Genomic DNA, 23,580 nt, shown 5'->3' on the forward strand with positions numbered 1-23,580 from the left:
TGGTCGATTTGCTGTCTTACCTGGAGCCTCGCCCCCATCGACACCCGGGCTACACACACCATCCCTGACCTGCAGGATCAGGTTGAAAAAGGCTCTCTGGACGTGGAAACCAGGACGGGGGTAGACGCGCCGATCTTGGAGGTCCCATGGCGACGAGGATGACGACAACCCCGGAAGTGGGCACTCTCTCATCATGGGCTACCGGGCAGCGGAAGCTACGGCCACGACGGTTCACCACCGCTAAGGATGGGCTGCGGTTCGCGTTCTACGGCCGGATGTCCACGGTCGACTTTCAGGATCGGGCGTCGTCGTGTCGGTGGCAGCGCGACTACGCCGAAGACCTTGTTGCTGGTCATGGTCGGATCGTGGTCGAGTTCTTCGACGAGGGTATCTCTCGTCGGGTGGCCTGGCCGGATCGGCCTCAGGCGGCACGGCTGCTCGCCGCGGTGGCAGAACCGGCGCGCGGGTTCGACGCGATCGTCGTGGGCGAGTACGAACGTGCCTTCCACGGCCAGCAACTCGAACAGTTGGCCCCCACCTTGCTCAGGCATGGTGTGCAACTGTGGCTTCCGGAGACCTTTGGGCCGGTGGACTTCGACAACCCCCGACAGTTGGCGCTGCTGGACCTGCTGGGCGTGCACTCCCAGCGGGAGGTGTCCCGGGCGCGGCATCGCACGACTGCGGCCATGCGCGCCCAAGCCGAGCTGCAGGGTCGACATCTCGGCGGCCGTCCGCCTTACGGCTATCGGCTGGTTGACGCCGGTCCTCATCCGAACCGCGCTCACGCCGCCTGGGGACGCCGTCTGCACCGCCTGGAACCCGACCCGGCTACCGCGCCCCACGTGCGGTGGATCTTCGCCCAACGGCTTACCGGCCGCAGCGTGGCCAGCATCGCCCGCGCCCTCAACGACACCGGCATACCGTGCCCGTCCGGCGCGGACCCGGCGCGTAACCCGCACCGCAGCGGCCAACGCTGGATGCTGACCACGGTCGCGGCGATCCTGGCCAATCCCCGCTACACCGGCCGGCAAGTCTGGAACCGGCAGCGCAATGACCACGACGACCACGACGACCTCACGCCCGATGGGACCATCGCACGGCACCGCGAGATCCAGCGCTGGAACGCCGCCCCGCAGTGGGTCATCTCCCGCCAGATCGCCCACCCGCCACTGATCACCGAGGAGCAGTTCGTCGCGGCCCAGGCGATCCACACCGCGCCGACGCCGACCGATGGCGCTCCTCGCCACTACCTCCTGGCCGGCCTCGTATGCTGCGGCGTCTGCGGCCGCATCATGGACTCCCACTGGGTCCACGGACGTCCCGGCTACCGCTGCCGGCACGGCCACACGAGCACCCGCACCAAGACCTCACCGCAGCCGAAGATCCTCTACATCCGGGAAGACCACCTGCTGGACCGCATCCGTCACGACCGCGGACTACACCGTCACCATCCCGCGCTGCGCAGCCCCGACCCGGAGAAGGTCACCGCCCACCTGCGCACCCACAACCTCATCATCGTGTGTGACCACCACATCTGGACCATCGAAGCCGAGACCGCTGTCAACACGCTCAACCCTGCGGGAAGCGTCCTCGCCGCCACAGCAAAGATCCCCGCCCAACGGGACGGGGACCACGCAAAACACGAAGAATCACCACGCTTCGTGTGGAAATAGCGTGTCCGACGGGTCCGACGCTGGCGACGTCGATCCAGTTGATCTAGCGGCTAATCACGGCGGCGTTCCGGGTCTCGACACCTTCAGGGTGAAGCAGCTCCTGGGGGCGCCGCCGTGCCGGCGCCTAGCAATTTGTGGGCTCATCTCCTCTTCGCTCCTGTTCTAGCTCTGCATGGTGCGTACCCACCGCAGTGCGCGGTGTCCATTTGGTCACCCTGTAGGGGCTACGCTGCAGAACTTTCCTGGTTCACCCATTGCGCGATGGCGCGGTAGTCCGCGACGGTGAGGCCGCAGCGTGGATCCACGCGATGCAGGAGGGCCGGAGCGCAAGCTTGGATCGCTCCGACATTGGCAGGGCCAGTCGTACTCCAGATCAAGGACACGACCACGGCCTAGGTCTGGTCGTCATCTATGTGCTTGAACGACGGTCTGGTCGATACCTGGCCGAGGGCAACCTCCATCGGCGCGGACGTGGCCAGTGGATGGGTTTGCCGGTAAGGCCGGCCAGGGCGGTCGCGGCGGCCTGGAGGTCGACCTTGAAGATGTCGCGAAGGTCGTGGGTGGGGTGCTGACGCCAGCGGCGGCTGTCGCGCCAGATCGGCGACCCGCGAACTGCTCGCCGTGGGCCTGTTACGCCGGATATCGTGCGGCATGAACGAGCCCGTGCCGCCTCTGCCTGCGCTGCTGGCTGATCTCGCCGGCCCCCGAGAACGGATCATCGATGAGCACATGTACCGGCTGCCGCCGCAGGCAAGCAGGCGGGGAACGTTCCGCCTGCAGCTGTTCACCGCCCCCGGACTGCGCGCGGTCGCGATCGCCACGCAGAAACCTAGCGCCGGTGAAGGCGCTTCGCTGACCAACGCTGCTGAGACGTACGCCGCGACGGTGTGGCAGCAGTACTTCCCCGACGACCCGGAGCCGCCGATCTGGATCGCCCACATGATTATTGACGACCAGCGGGACCTGACCGTGGTGACGTTCACCGCAGACCCGGCCAAGCACACCCTGCGCGCACCTCAGTGGCGGCGGATATCCCCGGCCTCTGTGGACGCACTCGTCGGCCGACCTGTCGACCTGAAACGCGGGAGCGGCTTCACCCCGTCCGAGATCGAGCCAGACCCGGAGTCTACGTATGTGGCCCGATGGGTGATGGTGCTGCCGCGCCCGGCGCCGTTCCGTAAGGACGGCTGCATGACAGCCGGAGTGCCGTGGTGGCGCCGCCTCGGCCGCCAACTCGTGCCACGGCGAGGCGGGCGTGACTGCTGCTGGTACCACGGCGGCGACTGGCACATCGTGTCCAAACTCGCCATACGCCTTGCCGCGCAGGCTAAGGCCGCCGGTGTCAGCTTCGAGGACACGCCGTCGTACGTGCTCGACCACCCAGATTCACAGGGCCTCACCGAGTGGGAACGCGAGGCTCTGTTCTCGCTCATGGTCGACACGATTCGCCCGGCTGCGCCTTGGCCGCGCCGCGAGGGCTACAACAACGGCCAGCACCGCGCCCAAGCGCTGCTCGACGCTGGCGTGCGCCGGATCCTCATCGAACACCTCGCGGAATGAAGACCAGCCGTCGGTGCTCTACTCCTGGATCTGACACTCTTCTGCTGCTCGACGACGGCGTGGCCCAGCAGCTACGGCAGCGGTGGACCCGATAAACCCGATCCGTCGTCAGAGGGCTGAGCGGGAAGGTACTTAACGTCGAGTCAGCCACTCGGTGCACCGGGCCACTCGCGCACCGCGTCGGCGCAACTCGTGCCAGATCTTGCGTTCGCCGTTAGACGCCGTAGTTGGCCGCATGGATCCGCTCGATCATCGCCGTCTGATCTACCTCCGCCAAGTAGACAGGAACCCGTGACCACCAATTTCCCCGACGCGACATGCGTCAGCCTGATGAGGGCGCAGGAGGGCTGGGGCACCGTGTGCGCCATCCGGCTCCCCTCCACCCGGACCTTGGCCCGGTACCGGCTCACCCCCGACCGGTACCGGGCGCTTCGGGCCGCTCAAGACGGGATCTGCGCCATCTGTGGGCATGGCACCCACGATAAGCCGCTGGTGATCGACCATGACCACATCTGCTGTGCCGCCGTCAACAAGCAGCGGACGTGTGGAATGTGCGTGCGCGGGCTTCTATGCTCCGGGTGCAACGGCTGGCTAGGCGAGTTCGAGCTATGGGGGCGGCTTCATGGCTGGGACGACGGCGGCCAGTGGGAGGCGGCAGCACGGTCGTACCTGACGCGGGTCGGATGTGACCCGACGGCGCCGTTTCGGCGGTACACGTTGGCCGACCACCACCGGAAGCGCACCGCCAAGTGGGACCAGCCATGTAGATGCCCGCTCTGCCGTAAGTAGCAGAGGATTCGGCGGCTGTGGGCGCGCGGCGCCGCATCGTGGTGAATCGCCGGTGCCATGCTATGGTGTCGATTGCGTCGTATGTACCGGGCCGGGTGCGCGCAGTCACCGTCACACCGCAACCGCCATCCGTACGCCTTCGAGCCTGACCTGTGGGCTCTCGGCCTGGCGATTACGGGACCGAGTGGGAGGCGATCGGGTCGATCGCGGCAAAGCTGGGGATCGGGTCGGCCGAGACGCTGCGCAAGTGGGTGCGCCAGGCCGAGGTCGAGGCCGGGCCGGGGTCACCAGCGATGAGTCGGCGGAGCTTCGCCAACTGAAGCGGGAGAACGCCGAGCTACGCCGGGCGAATGAGATCTTGAAAGCCGCGTCGGCTTTCTTCGCGTTAATGCTCGACCGGCCACACACACGCTCGTGAGGTTCATCGACGAGCACAAGGCCCGCTTCGGCGGAGTCGAGCCGATCTGCCGTGCCCTGACCGGGCACGGGACGAAGATCGCGGCCTCCACGTACTACAAGGCCAAGGCGATGCCGCCGTCGGCGCGGGCCGTTGACGACGCGCGGCTGCACGAGCAGATCCACCGCGTGCACGCGGACAACCACGGCGTCTACGGCGCCCGCAAGGTATGGCGGCAGATGCGCCGCGACGGCGTCGAGGTGGCCCGGTGCACCGTCGAGCGGCTGATGCGCGACGCGGGCTTGCGCGGGGTCGTGCGCGGGAAGAAGATCCGTACCACGGTCGCCGACCCCGGTCACGAACGCGCCGGCGACCTGGTCGCGCGGGACTTCACCGCCGCAGCGCCGAACCGCTGCTGGGTGGGCGACTTCACGCACGTGGCCACTCTTGCCGGCGTCGTCTACGTCGCGTTCGTCGTCGACGTGTACTCCCGGGCGATCGTGGGCTGGTCCGCGGCGACGAACAAGCGCACACCCCTGGTTCTCGACGCCCTCAACATGGGCCTGTGGCGCCGCGACCGCGACGGGCGGACCGTCGAAGCGGGACTGATTCATCACTCGCCCTGGCAGCGGCCGACGAACGAGAACACGAACGGGCTGCTGCGTCAGTACTTTCCGAAGGGCACCGACCTGTCGAGGTGGACCCGCAAGGACCTCGAAGCCGTCGCCCTCGCGGTCAACAACCGGCCCCGCAAGAGCCTTGGCTGGAAGACCCCGGCCGAGGTCTTCGCCGAGCAGCTACGCTCACTACAACAGCCCGGTGATGCAACGACCGATTGAACCCGCCCAATTCCGGTCCAGGAAGTTCGTCCGAGCCCTCAACCGCCACCACATGGCCGGATCGATGGGCCGCGTCGGCGCCGCCGGCGACATCGCCGCCATGGAATCCTTCTTCGGCCTACTGCAGAACAACGTCCTGAACCGACGATCATGGACCACCCGCGACCAACTACGGATCGCGATCGTGACCTTGGATCGAACGGACCTACCACCGCCGCCGACGCCAGCAGTCGCTGTCCCGGTTGACCCCCGTTGAATTCGAGACCATCATGCACCCACCGGCCAGTCAGGCCGCGTGACTACACCTGTCACCTGCCGGTGCAGCAGACCCGGTCGGTTGTGAGGGGTTGACGGCTGCCGCTTAAGCGAGACCCGCGGCGCTCGCACGGACCCGCTGTACCATCGGGTGGTCTAGAGGTAGCACCCGGTCAAGGTCAGCCAGCAGCTCGCGGTACGCGAGCTGAGCACCTCGTGCGTTTCCCAAGCGTCCGAGTTGCTGCGCCAACTCCTCTCGGACCGTCAGGCTCATCGCATGCTCCGGGCCAAGCGTCCGTATGACTCGTCCGACAAGCTCCGCGTACATGTCGAAGGCCCGTTCGTCCCTGCCGGCATCACGAAGCGCTCGTGCAGCGAGCAGCTGGGAGTGCAGCGCATCGGGGTGGTCAGGTCCGAGGATCTGCTTACGGCTGTTGACCACCTCCAAGAAGATCTGCAGCGACTCCTCCGTCATCCCGAGCTGGGCAAGCAGGACTGCCCGATTACTGCGGGCGGTGATTGTGGATGGGTGGCTGGGCCCGAACGCCAGCTCGAATCTATCCATCGCATCGGTTTGAAGCGTGAGCGCCTCATCAAAGCGCCCCAGCCGTGCACACACCATGGCTAGGTTAGCCCGCGTAAGGAGGACTTCGATCGAATCCGGCGGCAGGGCGTCCTCGACGCGCGCCAAGGCAGCCCGAAGGACTGTGAGGGCTTCCTCGGCCCGGCCTGCATCGATGAGGGTCGCGGCAAGGACGCGAGCACGCCGGGGGCCTGTCTGAGGGGGGTCATCCAGCTGCATCGGCGCGGTGCTTAGGAGGTCCAACGCCTCGCTAGTTAGACCCGCCTCGCGAAGACAGATTGCCAGGTTGATTTGGCTTGCGATCACGTCTCCGTGCTCAGATGGCAACGACCTCTCGTTCTGCTCAACAACGCGGCGGAGTAGCGTGATCGCTTCTGGCAAGTCACCAAGGGCACGAAGACTGACCGCAAGATTCGCCAACGAGGCGGTGGTGAGCGGATGCTCAGGCCCGAACGTACTCGAAGCCAACTCAACCGTTCGTCGCTCGATCTCACTCGCCTCGGCGACACGCCCTCGGTCGAACGCGAGCGCCGACTGCAAGTTCAGCGCACGGACTCGCAGGAGAGGCTTCTCCGACTCCACAGCGAGCTCGATCGCGCGTGGACAAAGCAGCTCCGCTCGTTCGTAATCACCGGCGCTTCGCCAAGTCGACGCCTGCCAGATAAGCAGCTCGGCGAGACCAGCAGACACCGCCGGACTCCAGTCGAGTTCTGCTACCTCGGTCAGCTCTACGATGCTGGGCAGCAGGTCGAGCGATCTCACGTCGCCAGGATCAGGCAACCGTTCACTGACGTAGCTGATCGCATCCTCAAGGGCTGCTCGCGGCGCCCTCTGGCGCAAGAAGGCGACGACTATTGGATGTGCCGAGATAGTCTCGTCGGCACCCGCGTCAACAACCCCCCATTGCAGCAGTCGATCAAAAAGATCATCGTCGCCGGGAAGTCGCCACTGTTCGCTGCTCCGAATGGTCGTGAGCAGGCTCGAGCAAAACGCCAAGACCTCGAGGCGATGGCGCTGCCCGGGCGCTAGCAGACGCAGCAAGGCCGCCATGCTCCGGGCCAAAGTTGCGCCAGGCGGCCCCGGCGGGTTTAGCAGGTCCCCGAGCGACGTCGTCTTAAGGGCTTGCGTAAAGAGTCGGAGCATGAGCGGCGATCCACCCGCCGCCTCCGCGAGTTGCGTACGGTCGTGGTCCGAGAGATCGGGAACGTGCATGTCGAGATAGTCATCAACTGCTGCACGCGGGAGTGGGCCGACAGCCAGGACCGAGTGCTGATATGCCGGCAGCAATCGCGTGTCGGTGAGGCGACGTGTGGTGATCAGCACGCGGTTCTGGGCACCTGTCGCGCCTAGGCGCTCCACGATTGCACCAGGCTCATCCCCGAGCTCGTCCAAGCCATCGACGACGACGAGGCCTGGCCTCTGCTCGCCAGAGGGCGGCAATTCGTCAACGACACGAAGCTCTTCGTCGATGTCGGTGCCACCGTGAGCAAAAGCGCGCAACCACAAGATGAAGGCGACGTCGTCGCGAACCTGATGCACATACTCTCGAGCAAGCGATGTCTTGCCCATGCCGGCCATCCCGACGATCCACGTCACACCGGTTCGAGTGGCCAGCAATTGCCGTAGATAGGAATCTACGCCAACAACTGGTTGCCGCAACGGAAGATCACCGATCACTGGAGCGCCGCCGAGGGCGTTGCGCGGCCCCCCGATCGCAGTTTGCAGCGCCGGGAGTAGCTGCTCTACAAGCTTGCGTGTCCGGCTGCGATTACGAAGATGCATGTATCGACGGTTGGCGAGCCACGGCGGTAGGCTACGAACGTCAAGTTCACCTACGGCGACAGGAAAGACCCTGTCTGAAGGTAGAGCTTTTAAGGCCGCGTGGACCTCGCGGCTTAGCCAAGTGGAGGATAGCGATGACTTTGATAGCAGCACGATGACAACCGCACATGAATGCAGCGCCTCGTCAATCACACGGAGGGGTTCTCCTGTCTTGAGTTTGGCATCGACCCACGTGCTGAAACCTCGGGTCTCGAGTTCCTGAGCGAGGTCACGGGCAATGCCGCCGTCCCCCTGGCTGTGCGAGATGAACACATCCCATGTGCGTCGCCGAATGGGAAACTCGGCCGGACGTCCTGGCTTAAAGAAGTCAGTCATTGCCGACTCCGTAATAGCGGTTCACGATCCCAATCTTGAGTGCGGACACCTCTCCTGGGTCGAGCAAGTTCAGGTCGCCCATCGCCTGCAGTTCGCGGATCTGCCGAACCAGTTCGGCCGGCGGAGCCGCAGCGCCTGGAAGGCTTGGCCCGGCATCGGTCAACGCTGTCGTGGCGGTGGGTGTCGCGCCGCTGGCCGCGGCAGCCCGCGCTAGCTGGCGGCGGAGAAAGGTCTCGATGCCGCGGTACGTATCCGTCTCGCGACTGCTTGGCTTGGAGATGTCGATGTGGTCCGCGTCGACGCTGGTCGTGATACACCCGTCAATCCCCGGATCGGCGCTGGTCGTGGTCACAACAGTGACCATTCGAAACCACCGTTTCACCTTCCGGCTCTCGGCGTACGCTGCGGTCTCGATGCCGAGCCGCCCGGCGTTCTGGCGGTACCAGTCGGCGAGCTCCTTCAGGTGCGGGCAGTGTGCGGTCAGCGCGAGGGCGGTTCTGGTCGGTCGCGACACCGCGAGGATCTTGACGAACGTTGCGAGGTTAGAGCCAGAGTGCGGCGTGGCCAGGAACGCCACCCCGAGCGTCGACTCGGCTACGGCTGTCCATTCAGGCACCGCCATCTCAGAGGAGTGGCGCAAGATCTGCTTGACGATGAGCCCACCGAGGCTGTGGCAGATGAAGACCGTCTGCCGGGATCCGATGCCGTAGTACAGCAGCGTCGGGATCAGGTTGCTCGCCCGCTCTGGGATCGCCATGCCCTCGCCCTCGGCGGTCCACTTCGTCGCTCCGGCGGGATAACTGAGTGACCAGACGGCAATGGACGGAAGATCCTCTGCGAGCCAGCCGAGCCACGACTCGGCACCCTTGGGGCGCCATGTCCCATCCCCATCCCCACCAAGACCGTGCACGAAGACGACGTCCAGGAGTGGAGGCGTACTGCCTTCTTGTGGTGCGACACGACGGAGCGCCGTGCCCTCACCGAGCTGCATGTCACCGCCCGATGCTGGACACGAGGCCGTCGCGGCATGACGTACTGGTCCCGGTCGCCACGGCCAACTGCCTCCCTCTACGTGTGCAGGCATCGTAGCTGGACGAAGGCGGTACACCCTGCGCGGCCCGCCCCTGGGTTCCCCCGCTTTCGCGGAGTGCGGCCGGGCGGGGTGTGGGCCGGTAGCCTCAGGCGATGTCGAGCAGCGAGGCGTCGGACGGACGGTCGGTGGCGACGGCGTTCATCACGGGCGGTGGCGGCTTCACTTTCGAAGACCGTGTTGGTGCGTGGCTCGCCGCTGGGATGGCCGCTGGCGAGATGCCGCTGGGCGTCGGGGTGGCGGTCCCGGTGGAGGTGCGGTTCCAGGGCGGTGCGTCGGGGTTCATTCTCGACGACGTGGTCGTCACCGGTGACGCGGCCCGCAGGCCGCAGTGGTCAGCGTCGGTGAAGTCCTTCGACATGCTGACCGGGGCCAGGCTGCACACGGAGTTCGTGCAGGCCGCCTGGCGCGACATCCTCGCCGACAGGTTCCGGCCCGCTGCAGACCGGGTCGGCCTGGTGTCAGGGTCAGCGGCGCAGGGCACCTGGGTCGAGCTCGGGGAGCTGATCGGGGAGGCCGCCGCCGACCAGGCTGGCATCGCCTCGCGGATCGGCGTGCCTGGCGCGTTCAACGAGGCGAAGCGCTCGCTGTGGGAGTCGGCGAAGTGCCCGATGGAGCTCGCCGAGCAGCACGGGATCGACGTGGACTCCTCTCCCGCCCGGCTGCTGGCATTGCTTCTGCCTCTGCGTCTGGATTTCCTCACCCCTACTTCCCAGGCGATCGCGGACGCGATCCGGTGGTGCCGCGCCGCGCTCGTGCCGCAGCAGGCCGGGAGGGTCGTGGACCTGTGGACGGCGCTGCTCGAGGTTGTCGCCGACCTGCGGCCCAAAGGCGGGGCAGTCACCTGGCAGCTTCTGGCTGACCGGTTGGGCGGGCAGTTCGCGTTCCAGCTGCGCCCGGATGTCGCTCCCGACTGGAGCCTTCTCACCGTGCACACCACCAACAGGACGGCCCGGGTCCGGGACCGGCTCGGCGACGACGTGGTCCTGGTCCGTGACGACGTGACCGCCGTACTCGCCGACGCCGGGGCGGTCAACGTGCTGTCGGGGCCGTCGGGGTGCGGCAAGACCGTGGCGGCCAAGAGGTGGCTCACCGCCCCGGGCACGCACCGGGCGGTTTGGCTGTCGGCCGCGGACCTCGAGGTCGGCGTCGGCGCGCGACTCGGGCTGACCGGGGGCCTGGAGGAGGTCCTGATGCTTGCCCCCGGAGAGGTCCGCGTCGTCGTCGACGGCCTTGACCGGGTCTACACCGACGAGCCGTTCGCCGCGACGGCCGCACTGGCACGCCTCGCGGCCGCCACCGGCGGCCGGATCCGGTTGTTGATCACCTCGCAGCAAGCGGAGTTCCCCCGAGTGTCGGAGCACTTGGTGCAGGCCAACGGCCCGCAGGCCGCCCCACTCGTGATGGCGGACCTGTCTGACGCCGACGTCAATCTGGTGTTGCGCGGGCACCCGGACCTGGCCGCGGTGGTCGTCGCCGGTGGGCTCCGTGGTGTCCTGCGACGCCCGAAGGTCCTCGACCTGGTGCTGCGGATGCCCGGGGCTACGGTTGCCGCTATCCGTGACGAGCCGTCGATCGCTGGCTTGTGGTGGCAGCGGCTGGCCGGCGCGGGTCCGAACGGCGCCACCCGTCAGACGTTGCTGCGGCGGATCGCCGTCGAGCAGGCCGACCGTCTGCGGGCCCACACTCCCCTGGACGACCTCCCGGTCGACGCCGTTGGGCTCGTCGACCATCTGCGCGTCGACGGGATCCTCTCCGAGGTCGATGGCCGGGTCTCCTTCGCCCACGACCTGTTCGACGACTGGACGCTGTTGCATTACCTGCGCTCCCGTGACGACGTCATCGGCGTGATCGCGGAGAAGTCGGCGCTGCCGTCGTGGCACCGAGCGATCCGCCTGTATGCCGCCGGCGTGCTCCGCGAGCACGGTGTCGACCGGTGGGAGGCCGACCGGTCTGCGCTGGACGCCGCCGACCAGCCGCTCGTGGCGGACTTGTACCTCGACGCGGTGTTCTACGCCCACGACGCCGACCGGCTTCTGGGCGAGCTGTGGTCGCGCCTCGCTGCCGACAGCGCTCTGCTGGCACGGCTGCTGCGCAGGTTCAGGTTCTCCGCGACCGTGCCGGACTCCAGTTGGATCACTGTGCTCGCCGACATGCCGGACGTGGCGGTGTACGCCGCCGCGCAGTCGCGGCTGCCGGTGTGGCCGCTGTGGCTTCCGGTCCTGCGCGTCCTGGCGGCGGAGCATGAGACCGCGGTCGCCTCGGCCGCCCCGGAGGTCGCCGCGATCGCCGACCTGTGGCTGCGGCGTGCCCCCGACACGTGGCCGGCCCGCGATCAGGCTGCTGTGATCGGCCTGGCGGTCGGGCGGCACATCGTCTCGCACATCGACGGTGGAGGCTGTTTCGACGACACGGTCGAGTCGGTGCTGTGGCGGTGCGTCATCGCCGCCGGCGCGGTCGAACCCGACGCTGTCGCCACCTTCCTCGACACGCTGCTGCCCCCTGTTGACAGCCAGCTCTCGCACAGCGGCCAGGTCAGGAGCCGCCAGCGTCGCGGCCAGACGGGACTCCGCGAAGCCTTGCTGGACGTCGACACCGTGATGCCGTTGCTGCCGGCGTCCGCGCAGATGGCCCGGGACCTGGTGCTGCGGGCAGCCGTCGACTCCGACCGCCATCACCGCCATCACTTCCACCACCGGCTGCGTGACGGCCTCGGCATCCCCAGCGCCCCGCGCTCCTTCGATCCGATCCCCGAGTGCGGGCCGTTCCGCGCGATGCTCATCAACGCCGAACCGCAGGGCGTCGACGTGGTGCTCGCCCTCGTCGAGCAAGCGACCACCCATTGGAGACGCACCCGCCACGCCCCGGTGTCAGGCGGCCAGGAACCCACGCAGGAGCGACCGGCGTTCGAGCTGCTCATCGACGGCGCGCCCGTCGCGCTGGTCGGTGACGCCACCGTCCTGGCCTGGAGCCACGGTGGCCACCAGGTGCCGGACATCCTGGCGGCGGCGATGATGGCCCTGGAGGCCCACCTCTACCAGGCCCTCGACGGCGGCCGCGACATCACCGCGCTCCTCGTCCAGCTCACCGGCAGCCGATCGGTCGCGACGTGGGGGCTGCTCGCCGACATCGCCCGTCACACTCCTGCACTGCTGGAAGGCCCGCTTGCGCCCCTGGTCACCAGCGCCGACCTGCTCGACCACGACCAGATGAGCGTGCAGATGCGCTCCTTCAGGCTGCTCCCGCTCGTCATGGATCCCACCCGAGCGATGCGAGCCCGCGACTGGCACACCATGGACCACCGCAAGACCCCGCTCTTGGACCTGGTGTACCTGGGCGCATTCGTCACCGGCCGGCTCACCGAGCAGCTCACTACCGCCCGTGAGCACTGGGCCGCGACAGACGCACACCGGTGGCGGGTGATGCTCGCCGTGACCGACATCGCGAACTACCACGCCGTCCGCGCCACGGACGGAAGAACCTACCCCGTGTACACCCCGCCGGCGGCCCTTGAGGAAGAAGCCCGCGAGATGCCGGACCACCTCGACCAAGATTACGCCTGGATGGTGTTCGCCCACACCATGCGCCGCAACATCACCGACCATGTCCGCCCCAGCGACACCGAGCTCGAGGAGCAGTGGGCCACCGTCCAGCCCCAACTCGATGCCCTCGTCCCGAACGCTGAGTCGCCGAGCTCGATCAGCGGTGTGGAGGACCTGCGGTGCGGATACGCGGCGTGGCTGGTGCTGTGCGCCCGCGACTGGCTGCGGAACCACCCCGACCGCGATGAGTGGTGCCGGGCCGTGCTGCTGCGCCCCCTCACCGACCCGACCGCCACGGTGTCCCACGCAGACCCAGACAGCCCCTCCGACGATAGATGGGACGTCTTCTGCGCCGAAGCGCTCACCGCCCTGTGGGCCGAGACCCCCGACGACCTCGCCGTGCGCGCGGCCGTCGCGCGGCTGCTCGTCGCCCGTCACATCACGGTCACCACCGTGATGCGACTCGCCGCCACACACCACCACCTCGCCCACGACCTGCGCCGGCTCGAACACCTGACGCTGCACTGCGCGCGGCTGTCGATGTGGCACAACGAAATCGACCCCTACTTGGAAGAAGACCTCGACTTCGACACCGACCCGGAGGAAGCCGATGGACCCGACGTGGACCAAGAGGACGACGAGCCCGGTCACGGCCCGATCGACGGCCTCCCGGAGCTCGAGGCGGCCGCCGAGGCCGCATTCGACGCCTTCGCCGACGGCAGCCTGCCCGCCGAGGTGCCCCGGCTGGCGGACTGGATCGCCACCACCCTCGCGACCAGATTCCCCGACGCCCACGACGACCGCTCCCGCATACTGCGCACCCTCGACCTCGGCTACCTCGTCGCCTCCCGCCCGCACTTCACGGCCCTTGCTGCTGCGGCGGATACGCTCACGCGAGCCCGGGCGGTCGAGTTCGCCGCCGACCTCGCGACGTTCCTCACCTCCGGGCTGACCCCGACCAAGGCCGCCAATCGTTCCTCCCGCTACCCCTACGACGAGGAACGTCGCGCTCTTGGGCTTCTCGCCGACGTCACGATCAGCGCCGACGCCGCACCGGCCCGTACGATCTGGGAGCCGATCCTCACCCTCGGCGCCACCGCGCCGTCGTGGGTGGACAGCTACCTCAGCCAGGTCTGGAAAACCGCATGCACGAAGAACCCGTTGCCAGCAGCGTTCCCCGCCCTGGTCGCAGACATGCTGGACTTCGCCACCACCGCCAGCACCTGGCAGGGCCACTCCGGCACCGGCGTCCTGGCGCTCGCCGTCGCCGGCCTCAGCAAGTGGGGGCACTCGCCGGTCAGCGAGCAGCAGACAGCCGCCATCCGCGCAGCCGTGCCGGCGTGGTCGACGTGGTTCGGCGAGCACATGGGCCACGACGACTTCGCCTACGCGGCCGTCCGCTTCTTTCAAGAGCCGGCCGCGGCAGCGTTCGTCCACGACGCTGTCGGCTGGCTCGCCGACCACGAACGTTCGTCCGACCCCACCAGTAAGCGGTTGGATACCGCAGTCACCGAGTTCCTGGTCACCATCTCCACTCGCACTCCGAACCCGCTGCGCGGCTCCGGCCCCACCCCGGACAACGGCCGGCAAATCCTCGCCCGCCTCCACGGTCGAGGCAACGCCGTGGCCGGACAGCTCCTCAACAGCCTGACCTGACCGCATCCCACCAACGGCCAGCCACATTGGCGTTCGTCCAGGCAAAGGCGGTGGGCCTGACCCGGTTTGACGGATATCCCAGCTCAGAGGGGCTGTGTGCTCCTCGGGAGAATGTTCATCATGGTAGGCATGGGTAAGAAGCCGCGCCGGCCTCGTAGGCGTGCATGCCGAAGTTTCAAGGCCAAGATCGTCGAGGTGTACAGGCGCGGGGCCGGACGGTTGGTCAGGTCACGAAGGATGTCGACCTGACCGAGACCGTGGTGCGGGACTCGGGGAAGCAGTCGGCCTTGATGCCGGTACCAGCGGGCCGACGGCCTCACCAGCAATGAGCGCGTCGACATCCTGAAACGGGGCTATGCGGAGCCCTGACGGCGTAGTAGCGGCTGGTGCCGCGCCGGAGGTGCCTCGCGCGTCCTTGCTTCATCACCCTCGATGAACGGCACCCCCTCCGAGCGCAGGAGGTCAGGCCGACAATCGTGGAATTGGTCGAGTCCTGCGTTGGGCCGCATCGTTGTTTATCCATATCGACGGCTGTGACTGTTAGCGAAGCCTCGACATGGGGAGGGTCCTGATGCAGTACGCGCCGGAGTTGGACGACCCTGACCTGCTCGGCTGGTGGCTCCGGCAGGCGGACCGGCAAGGCCGCCTGCGGACACCGCGCCCGCAGGCACCAGAGCCCGTGGGCATACGGTTCGCGTTCTACGGGCGGATGTCGACCCGGGAATTCCAGGATCGGCTCTCGTCGGCGCGGTGGCAGCGCGACTTCGCCGAGGAGGTGATCGACGGGCGGGGCGTGATCATAGCCGACTTCTTCGACGTCGGTTTTTCCCGGCAGGTGCCCTGGCCAAGGCGCCCGCAAGCCGCGCGGTTGCTGGCAGCCCTAGCCGACCCCGACCGAGGGTTCGACGCGGTGGTCGTGGGAGAGTTCGAGCGGGCCTTCTACGGCAACCAGTTCCGCGACCTCGCGCCGCTGTTCAAGCTGTACGGCGTACAGCTGTGGCTGCCCGAACTCAACGGCCCGGTAGACGCCGGCAACGAGCTTCACCTGTCACTACTGGCCCTGCTCCGCGTGCACTCCAGGCGGGAGGTCCAGCGCTCGAGGTTTCGGGCGAAGGCGGCCATGTGTGCCCAGGTGATCGAGCAAGGCCGTCATCTCGGCGGCCGGCCGCCGTACGGGTACCGCCTCGTGGCGGCAGGACCGCACCCGAACCCGGCCCACGCCAAGTGGGGACGCGTGGCCCACCGACTGGAGCCCGACCCATCCACGGCGCCACACGTGCAGTGGATGTTCACCCAACGCCTCACCGGGCGCAGCGTCGCCGGGATCACCCGCGACCTCAACGACCGGCACGTCCCCTGCCCGTCCAGCGTTGATCCCGGCCGCAACCCGCACCGCAGCGGCGCGGGATGGACACTGCGCACGGTGGCGTCGATCCTGGCCAACCCTCGCTACACCGGCCGGCAGGTCTGGAACCGGCAGCACACTGACCGCGGCCCGCTCGACGCCGCCGATGATCTGCTCGGTCAATCGGAGGTACGTCGTTGGAACCTGATGCAACAGTGGGTCATCTCCCGGGACCTCGCGCATCCGCCGCTGGTCAGCGAACACGACTTCGTCGCCGCCCAACAGGCCAACGCAGGGTCATTGCGTAGTGGGGTAGCTGCTGGTCACGGTGGTGATGAGGTCGTGTGGGCGGCGGTTGGCGCGGCGGGTTGCTCGGGCGATGTTGGTGTCGCCGTTGCCGCAGTGGAATCCGATGGCGGTGTTACGTAGGACAGCTGCGATGGCGGGTCCGTTGCCGGTGCGGGCCTGGTGGGCGTCTTCGTGGAAGGTCACGTCACGGATCCAGTGCAGGCGGTTCTCGATGTGCCATTCCAGGCGGGCCCATTGCTGCAGGTCAGCAGGTCGGGCGTGGGTGGTGGGCAGAGACGCCACCAGATAGACCGTCTCTCGGGTGCGCCTGCCGGCGATCGTGCGGGTGCGGGTGATCCGGACGGCCTGTTGGGCGTGAGGGAAGCCGATGCCACCGGGAGTCTGGAGGGTCAACGCCTTGACGGTACGGGTCTCCCGACGGCCGTGTCCGGTGTCGCGGTGTTGGTCCCCGATCGGCACCTGCGCCCACGGCAGCTGCTTGAGCTGGGTGAACAACGTCGGCTGGTTGGCCTTGACCGACACGTACAGGTGCCCGCCGGCGGCGGCGACGGCTCGGGCGTGGGCTACCTGGGTGTGCAGCGCGTCCGCGACGATCACCACACCCGCCAGGCTGCCCAGCCGAGTCTTGACCTGCTCCAGCAGCGGTGCGAACGCGGGAATCTCGTTCGACTTCGCCGCGACCTGGACCTGCGCCAGGACCACACCGGTCGACGTGTCGTAGGCCGACAGCAGATGGACCCGGCCCTCGGGCAGGACCGCGCCCCGCACCACCTTGCCGTCAACAGCGATGACCCGCCTGATCGGTGGCGGCGCCGACAGCCGGGAGCACAGCCAGTCGGCCAGGACCGCCGTCAAGGCCTCGGCGTCAACGCGGACCAGCAGCCGCCACACCGTGCTCAGCACCGGTACCCGACCGGCGAACCCGAGCCGACCCCACGCCGACGCATCGAGATCATCGACCCAGTCGCTGATCGCGGCGAACGTGGACGCCCCGGCCATCACCGCGCACACCGCGACCGCGAGCACGCTCGCCAGGGGGTACCGAACCCCTCGCGGGTCACGCGGATCGGGAACCCGCGCCAGGGCCTCCAACAGGCCATACGCCTCCCGACCGGCGGGCGTCGCGTCGGACGGGGCAGGGGCATGCTGACGGATCACGTCGATCAGCGATGATGACATGCGCGGGTGTGGTCCTTGTCGGTGTCATGTTGTCTCAGCAACTCCATGATCACCGACGGGCCGCATCCGCCCTTTGTCACCCTCCAATCAGTCCGATCACACCGCATATACCCAGGCCAGAAGCACTCTCAGACGACTACGCAAAGCCCCTGCAGGCCAACGCCCGGCCTACACCGGCCGATAACGAAAGCGGACGCTACCTGCTCTCCGGACTGATTCGCTGCCAGGAATGCGGACGGATCCTCGACGCCCACTGGGTCAACAAGCACGCCGCCTACCGATGCCGCCACGGCCGTCGCACTGCAACGGCAGATGGGATGGCCCGGCCGCGCAACGTCTACATCCACGAAGCCAAAGCGATCAAACAACTTGCCCAGCGACTCGGCATCCCGGCCGGCGACCCCAACGCCGTCGTAGCCGCGCTACTCGAACACGATGTTCACGTCACCTGCGCCATCGGCGGAACGCTGATCATCGCCGCGATCCCTACCCGGGTGGCGATACACCGCTCACCCGCGATCCCGCACCAGCGCCAACCGGCAGAAATCCCCACCGAGCCACCCTCAGCGGTCGTAAAGACCATCCGTGGGGTTAACGTGTCCGAAAATCCCGCATACCTGCTGGAAACAGGTATGCATGCGTTGAACGGTAGGCGCAGCAGACCGCCAACGCAACTCTCCGACAGCGTGGCGGTGTAGCGCTCGGAACCAGCAGCTGTCAGTGCCCGTGACGCGCCGACAGCGAGTGCTGCCTCCGCGCTGGCGAGTCCACGACCTGGAACTTACCCACCACCGGTGACGCCGCCAACAGCTCGCCGGGCATCCTCAGTCCTCTCGGGTATGGAAGCGTCCGACCGATGCCCCCGTCCGTTACAGAAACCCACCACGACGGGCTCCACCAAGTCCTTGAAGAACGGAGACTCCACAACTCGGGAAGCCCTCATCGGTTGCGGCTGGGGTCGACGGTCGTAACGCATACTTGACGTTCGATTGCCCGACGACATATGGCTGGAGAGCATGAGCGCCCCCGATCCAAACCACATGATCAAGTACTGCAAGGAGCGACTACCCGCCCTACTGACGGATGCGTGCGAGGTGGATGTGGACCTCGCACACCAAATCGGGGAGGACGTCCTGTCGCGGGCGGAGGCGTTCGCGACGTTGTCGACACGGGAACAGGATGTTCTGATTGCACCATTTGTCGAGGAGGTGTTCGATCATGAGCCGCTCGGCGCACCACTTCATCTCAGAGCGAAGGTCACCGTGGTGGTACGCAACAGTCTCCTTGAGCAGGCGCACCACGCCGGGCCGCTGACATCGGGCATCATCGCCGTGACCGAGTACGCCACTGGACCGCTGTCACACTTCCTCGCGTCACGGCAACGCGAACCGATCGACTACGCCGGCCAGAATCCTTTTGACGGACTGGCCGCGCAGTATCCTCGAGCATGGGCCTGCCTGAACGCCTTGACGGACGTCTTCATGGATGGCGGCCGACAGGCCCTGAAACTTCCGGCGGCTCCGATGCCACAGATTCCCTCCGAGGACGAGGTAGCGACAGGGTCAGATTTTACTCGGGAGGGCACGACCACCACCACTGTGTTTAGCGCAATCGATCCGCGATTTGATCGGTGGATTCTTGATTTGCTACAGCAGGCATCCGATGGCGGTATCGTCTTGTGCACGTCGGCGCTCAGTCGGTACTCGCGAAACAGCGCGAAGCTGCATAGGATTTTGGAGTACTTGCTGGCACATAGCGCAACTATTCTGACCACGAACTACCTGATCAGGCCCAACGATGTGTGGGTACGTCGAGGCAATCTGGTCAAGCCCAATAGCGAGGATCCATATGCTGGGCTGACCCAAACTCGCGGTCTCACCGGTGCCCATCGTAAGCTCGCCGAAAGCGTTACCGCCCAGCTTCGCGTCTCGTGACATTGGGCAGTCGCGCGGGCGCGACGACGAAAGCAACAGCCTTGCTGTGACAGCGGCCTCTACCGGCCGGCGCTCGCGCCTATCAGGCACTTGCGGCCAGCCAGCCGCCTCAGGTAAACCCCACTGATCCTCGTGCAGCCGGGCGCCGTCGGACGGCTGGTCGCTCCGACGGCGACCGTTGCCAACCGTCGATCTCGACGCGGCAGACGGTCAAGCCTCACCATTCGCAGGGAACAACGAGCAACGAGGACCGCCTGTTCACCGGATCCGGACTGGCGCACCCCCGGGGAAGGGAACAGTCGTGATCTTGTTTCCTTGCTGGGCGGGCGGCCACGCACTGATCACAGGGAACAAGTGCTGGAGTGCCCCGGGCAGCAACATTGGGGTCGATTGCCGGCGCCAGCGGAGCGAATCGGCCGGAGGCGTTCAGGGCCGCGACACCCGGCGGTGGGCTGCACGGCGACGCCCCAGTGCTCGCCACCACGATCGGCAGGGTCGGTCCGGGGATCGATAGTACGGCCGCCGAGGCGGACCCCGGCAGGAAACACTATTGTCGGTGGGCGGGCCGACTGTCACATAGAGGCGTTGACCGGCCGGACAGCGACGAAGTCGCCGGGGCCGGAGCCACGGCTTGAAGTCGAGTACTTGTTCTGACGCAAGATCGCCGAAGGGCTGACCAGCAAACCCGCCGCTATCGTGGGCGGCGTGTGGCAAGCAGCCGGGCCAGGTGGCTTTGGCACCGTGGGCCAGGGCCGAGCTACCAGTCGTTGTCGTCTTCCTCGTCGTTCGCTTGACGCTCGTTGTCGATCAGAGCTTGCAGGTACGAGTGGGCTTCTTCGTAGTCGGCTTTCAGATCGGGATCAGTGGTGTGTTCGGCCACGGTCTGGGTGCGGGCGAGGGCCGCACTGAGTTCCGGGCTGACGCCGTCGGAGGTGCTCCAGTGGCTGAGTCGCATCGCGTCTTTGATTCGGGGGCGTGTTCGTTCATGGACGCTGGTTTCGCGGGCGCGGAGGGTGATGGCGCGGGCGAGATCGGGTTGATCCAACGCCCAGTCATCAAGATGACTGAGGAGCTCGACTAGCCTCGGTCTTTCATTTGAGTGTGGCTGCATAGCTGGTTCTCAATGAGCCTGATTTGCGTGGTTGCTGGTGCTTTGGCGGCATGCTGAGGACCCGGCGTGGGGCCGGGTGCCTCCGTGTCGGCTGGTAGTGGTGTTTGGCTGCGGGATCAGCCGGTGGGCCGGGGTAACGCGGCGAGAGCGGTGAATGCGCTGGTCAACGCGTCGGTCCAGGGCCAGCCGTTGGCGATAGCGAGACGGGTTCGGCGGGCGGTGCGGGTGATCCGGGCTGCGACGTGTAGCAGCCGGTAGCGCACTTTCTTGGGCTCAGCGGTGGCGAGGTCACCGTCGAGCAGCAGATTCTGCGTCCAGGCGACCAGGTCGATGCCGGTCAGCGCGAGTTGGAGCCAGGCCTGGTTGATCGCGAACAGCCGGGACGGGAACCGGCCGAAGCCGGTGTCTTTCCCGGTGCGGATGCGGTCTTCGATCCGGGCGTGAGCCCGGTGGCGGGCTTCCAGGAACTGGATGCTGCCGGTGCCGGGCGGGGTGTCGGTGGCGACGATTTGGTGCCGCCAGCCCTCGACGGTGTCGAACAGCGACAGTTGGGCACCGGGGTGCGGGCGTTCCCGGCGGACCAGGAAGCGGGTGCCCTCAGGCCAGCCGCCGGCGTCGAACAGGCCGGTGATCTCGCAAACTTCGGCGTGTTCGCGTAGGTCACCGTCGGTGTCGACGGCGGGGGCCCAGCCAGTTGCGGCCCGGATCGCCTCGCGTACGGGTTCGGTGATCGCGGCGCCGACCGAGAACCGGATATCGAGGTGCTGGTCCCGCAGGCTGCGGATGTGGGCGAGGAACTCGTGACTGGACCCGGCGGCGTCGGCGCGGAGCAGGATCGGCGTGCCGTGCCGGTAGGCGTCGGGGATCTGGGCGAGGGCGTGGTCGAGGACGGTGATGTGGTCGGCGGTGGTGTTGGAACCGGCCCTGCCCTCGCGCAGCAGCCCGGCGAGAGCTTCGCCGGTGTTGTCCAGGAAACACAGCAACGGGTGGTAGCCGAAGGTCTTCTTCCAGGTGCGGGTCGCCGCCTCCTTCTCGGAGTGGCAGATCACGATGGTCGCGTCGATGTCCAGGACCAGGCCGTCGACCAGCCGGCCGGCGACCGCCGGTTGCGGCAGGTGACCGCGGACCTCGGCGTGCTGAGCCCAGGCGACCTCCCGAGCTCGGGCCCGCGCCGCACGCAGTTGCGCCAACAGCGTCTCGTCGAGTCGTGACAACAGTCGCCAGGCCGTGGGGGCGGAGGCGACCGGCCCGAACAGAGCCGCTTGGTCACGCAGCACGGCCAAGTCGGCGATGGCCTCACCACCGTCGGCGATCATCACCGCCAGATCGACAGCGATCCGGCCCGGATCATGGCCGTTGCGGCGCTGCCGTAGACCCGCCATGGCCTCACTGAACGCGCTGGTCAACCCGGTGGTATCAGCGAGATCAGCGAGCAGCCGGGCACCGGCATGACCGACCACGCCCCGCCCGTCTCCGGTCACGATGATCTTCGGACGTGTTGCGGTAGCCTTCACCCTGCAAGTGCCTTCCGTGGCGGGACGATGGGACCTTCGACAAGCCCTATTTTCCCTGATCAGAAGGCACTTCTTCGTTCTCGGCCCATTCCTTGGACAACCCTTAACGAAGGGCTGAGGCTAGTACTCCAGCCGGGGATCGTGATCACGGTTCGGTGAGGGCTTGTCGGGCGTAATGGCTGTTCTTGGCCCGTTCTTGGTGTCGGCGTCGGCGGATCGACCAGAGCAGGGCGTCGGTGTGGCGGCGGGTGGGTTCGATGATCAGGACGTTGAACAAGTGGCGGAGCTCGTTGACGGTCAGCGGGATCAGTCCGGCCGGGTCGGGTCGGTCGCGGTGAGCGGTGGCGGCGGCGAGGAAGGCGTGGGCGAGGATCGCGAGGGTGGTCCAGCGGTGCCAGGGCGTCCAGCGGCGGTTTTGGTGCTGGTCCAGGCCGAGGCCGGTCTTCGCGGCCTGGAACGACTCCTCGATCTTCCAGCGCCGTCCGGCCACCGTGACCAGGGTGCGCAGCGGGACGGGCTGAGGTGACCAGCAGCGATAGAAGGCCAGGTCGCCGGTGGTGCGGTTGCGGCGGATCAGCAGCCAGTGGTGCCCGCCGTGACTGTCGGCGGCGTGCGGCAGCGCGGTGAAGGACCAGTCGTAGTAGCGGTGACCTTTCGCGCCGCGGCCGGCGGACAGACGCTGCCACGCCGACCGGGGAAGGCCTGCGGCCAGCAGATCAGCCCGCAGGACGCCGAGCCCGGTGGTCACCTGATGCGAGCAGGCCACGGCCAGCACGTAGCCCAGGCCCAGCGCGCGGAGCCGGGTGGACAGGCGCGGGTCACCGCCGTAAGCCTCGTCGCCGGCCACCCATCGGCAGGGCAGCCCGGCGGTGACCGTGGCCTCGATCATCCGGGACGCCAGTTGCGGCTTGGTCGCGAACCGGACCTGTTCGGGCACGCCGGCCTCGGCGCGGCGCTCGGGGTCGTCGCACCACGATTTCGGCAGGTAGAGAGCCACGTCGAGCATTGCGTGGACATGTTCGGTGGCGTAGACGAGATGCACCGCGAGCTGGCAGTTCTCAACTTTCCCGGCCGTGCCGGAGTACTGCCGCTGCACTGCGACGGTGTGCCGACCCTTCTTCAGATCGCCGGTCTCGTCGATGACCAGCACCGCGTCGGTGTCGCCGAGTTGCTCGCCGACGAACGCGCGGACGTCGGCACGGACTGCGGCATCGTCCCACTTCACCCGGGTCAGCAGGTCCTGCATCCCGTCCGGGCTGGTGTCCCCGGCGTGCTCGGCGATCGTCCAGCAGTTCTTACGCGGAGCGGCGCCAGCAGGCCCCGGACGAAGTCACGCACCCGTCGGCGGGGCTCTGGCCTGCGGAACCGTGGCCCGATCGTGAGTATCAGATCCTCGAACAACACCCGCCATCGCTGGGCGTCTACCCTGTATCCGGCAGCCACCGCTGCGTCATGGTCAGTCCACACAACCGTCCATGATCGACGGTGGCTGCCTTCGTCTTCGCACCCGCCCGACGCCCCGCAATGCCAAGGTCAACATCCCCGGCTGCAGTGAGCCATTTTCATCCTGCGTGGGGGTTGGCTTCGATGTGGTGCAGCGCGAGGATGGCCTGCACGATCGTGGTTGTTCGTCGTGGGCAGCAGCGC

The 23,580-nt window shown here is 67.3% G+C and carries 11 protein-coding genes and 6 pseudogenes; 10 read left to right on the plus strand and 7 right to left on the minus strand.

The annotated features are described in order from the left end of the window. Positions 1-158 precede the first annotated feature (158 nt). The 6 genes and pseudogenes from ACIBMZ_RS30305 to ACIBMZ_RS30330 form a co-directional block, all read left to right on the plus strand. Entirely contained in the window at positions 159-1,673 is a 1,515-nt protein-coding gene (locus tag ACIBMZ_RS30305) for a recombinase family protein (protein ID WP_396699720.1), read from the plus strand. A gap of 651 nt (positions 1,674-2,324) precedes the next feature. Beyond that, positions 2,325-3,233 (plus strand): hypothetical protein, encoded by a 909-nt coding sequence (locus ACIBMZ_RS30310; protein WP_396699703.1) that lies wholly within the window; start codon positions 2,325-2,327, stop codon positions 3,231-3,233. Positions 3,234-3,563: 330 nt separating this feature from the next. Then, positions 3,564-4,022, plus strand: coding sequence for an endonuclease domain-containing protein (locus ACIBMZ_RS30315; RefSeq protein ID WP_396699722.1), 459 nt, complete (start codon positions 3,564-3,566; stop codon positions 4,020-4,022). A 414-nt stretch (positions 4,023-4,436) separates the two neighbouring features. After that, positions 4,437-5,027 (plus strand): annotated as a pseudogene (locus tag ACIBMZ_RS30320) (IS3 family transposase); the annotation flags it as partial. Positions 5,028-5,033: 6 nt separating this feature from the next. Further along, positions 5,034-5,258 (plus strand): annotated as a pseudogene (locus ACIBMZ_RS30325) (transposase); the annotation flags it as partial. Between the two features lie 4 nt (positions 5,259-5,262). Next, positions 5,263-5,557, plus strand: a pseudogene (locus tag ACIBMZ_RS30330) (IS3 family transposase); the annotation flags it as partial. 62 nt (positions 5,558-5,619) lie between these two features. On the opposite strand, the gene ACIBMZ_RS30335 reads toward ACIBMZ_RS30330, so the two are convergent. Together ACIBMZ_RS30335 and ACIBMZ_RS30340 are read right to left on the minus strand one after the other, a co-directional pair. Continuing rightward, positions 5,620-8,253, minus strand: coding sequence for a tetratricopeptide repeat protein (locus ACIBMZ_RS30335; RefSeq protein WP_396699705.1), 2,634 nt, complete (start codon positions 8,251-8,253; stop codon positions 5,620-5,622). After that, positions 8,246-9,244: an esterase/lipase family protein gene (locus ACIBMZ_RS30340; protein WP_396699707.1), complete on the minus strand. Its 999-nt coding sequence runs from the start codon at positions 9,242-9,244 to the stop codon at positions 8,246-8,248. The genes ACIBMZ_RS30335 and ACIBMZ_RS30340 overlap by 8 nt, the downstream gene beginning before the upstream one ends. Before the next feature lie 194 nt (positions 9,245-9,438). Here ACIBMZ_RS30340 and ACIBMZ_RS30345 point away from each other — a divergent pair, with 194 nt between their 5' ends. Both ACIBMZ_RS30345 and ACIBMZ_RS30350 read left to right on the plus strand, forming a co-directional pair. Then, entirely contained in the window at positions 9,439-14,541 is a 5,103-nt protein-coding gene (locus ACIBMZ_RS30345; protein WP_396699709.1) for a hypothetical protein, read from the plus strand. Between the two features lie 1,120 nt (positions 14,542-15,661). After that, positions 15,662-16,165: pseudogene (locus tag ACIBMZ_RS30350) on the plus strand (recombinase family protein); the annotation flags it as partial. Between the two features lie 18 nt (positions 16,166-16,183). Here the strand turns inward: ACIBMZ_RS30350 and ACIBMZ_RS30355 are convergent. Next, a complete protein-coding gene (locus ACIBMZ_RS30355) occupies positions 16,184-17,374 on the minus strand; it encodes an ISAs1 family transposase (protein WP_396699711.1) in 1,191 nt (396 codons plus the stop codon). A gap of 26 nt (positions 17,375-17,400) precedes the next feature. On the opposite strand from ACIBMZ_RS30355, the gene ACIBMZ_RS30360 reads away from it, so the two are divergent. Both ACIBMZ_RS30360 and ACIBMZ_RS30365 read left to right on the plus strand, forming a co-directional pair. After that, positions 17,401-18,072, plus strand: coding sequence for a zinc ribbon domain-containing protein (locus tag ACIBMZ_RS30360; protein WP_396699713.1), 672 nt, complete (start codon positions 17,401-17,403; stop codon positions 18,070-18,072). A 318-nt stretch (positions 18,073-18,390) separates the two neighbouring features. Next, complete coding sequence (locus ACIBMZ_RS30365) at positions 18,391-19,308, plus strand: hypothetical protein (RefSeq protein ID WP_396699715.1); 918 nt, start codon at positions 18,391-18,393, stop codon at positions 19,306-19,308. 757 nt (positions 19,309-20,065) lie between these two features. On the opposite strand, the gene ACIBMZ_RS30370 is transcribed toward ACIBMZ_RS30365, so the two are convergent. From ACIBMZ_RS30370 to ACIBMZ_RS30385, 4 genes and pseudogenes are all read right to left on the minus strand, one after another. After that, the gene (locus tag ACIBMZ_RS30370; RefSeq protein ID WP_396699717.1) at positions 20,066-20,353 is read right to left on the minus strand and encodes a hypothetical protein; all 288 of its coding nucleotides are present in this window, start codon (positions 20,351-20,353) and stop codon (positions 20,066-20,068) included. 182 nt (positions 20,354-20,535) lie between these two features. Next, the gene (locus tag ACIBMZ_RS30375; protein WP_396699724.1) at positions 20,536-21,993 is read right to left on the minus strand and encodes an IS1380 family transposase; all 1,458 of its coding nucleotides are present in this window, start codon (positions 21,991-21,993) and stop codon (positions 20,536-20,538) included. 85 nt (positions 21,994-22,078) lie between these two features. Beyond that, positions 22,079-23,319, minus strand: a pseudogene (locus tag ACIBMZ_RS30380) (IS701 family transposase). A gap of 176 nt (positions 23,320-23,495) precedes the next feature. Further along, positions 23,496-23,580 (minus strand): annotated as a pseudogene (locus tag ACIBMZ_RS30385) (IS5/IS1182 family transposase); the annotation flags it as partial.

This window comes from Micromonospora sp. NPDC049900, from assembly GCF_044461025.1.
Classification (GTDB): domain Bacteria; phylum Actinomycetota; class Actinomycetes; order Mycobacteriales; family Micromonosporaceae; genus Micromonospora.

What these genes read in the sequence shown, in the direction of transcription:
- ACIBMZ_RS30305 (WP_396699720.1), top strand. Translation starts at nt 159, where the DNA reads ATGACGACAACCCCGGAAGTGGGCACTCTCTCATCATGGGCTACCGGG.
- ACIBMZ_RS30335 (WP_396699705.1), bottom strand. Translation starts at nt 8,253, where the DNA reads ATGACTGACTTCTTTAAGCCAGGACGTCCGGCCGAGTTTCCCATTCGG.
- ACIBMZ_RS30340 (WP_396699707.1), bottom strand. Translation starts at nt 9,244, where the DNA reads ATGCAGCTCGGTGAGGGCACGGCGCTCCGTCGTGTCGCACCACAAGAA.
- ACIBMZ_RS30310 (WP_396699703.1), top strand. Translation starts at nt 2,325, where the DNA reads ATGAACGAGCCCGTGCCGCCTCTGCCTGCGCTGCTGGCTGATCTCGCC.
- ACIBMZ_RS30365 (WP_396699715.1), top strand. Translation starts at nt 18,391, where the DNA reads ATGAGCGCCCCCGATCCAAACCACATGATCAAGTACTGCAAGGAGCGA.
- ACIBMZ_RS30355 (WP_396699711.1), bottom strand. Translation starts at nt 17,374, where the DNA reads ATGTCATCATCGCTGATCGACGTGATCCGTCAGCATGCCCCTGCCCCG.
- ACIBMZ_RS30345 (WP_396699709.1), top strand. Translation starts at nt 9,439, where the DNA reads ATGTCGAGCAGCGAGGCGTCGGACGGACGGTCGGTGGCGACGGCGTTC.
- ACIBMZ_RS30360 (WP_396699713.1), top strand. Translation starts at nt 17,401, where the DNA reads ATGTTGTCTCAGCAACTCCATGATCACCGACGGGCCGCATCCGCCCTT.
- ACIBMZ_RS30315 (WP_396699722.1), top strand. Translation starts at nt 3,564, where the DNA reads ATGAGGGCGCAGGAGGGCTGGGGCACCGTGTGCGCCATCCGGCTCCCC.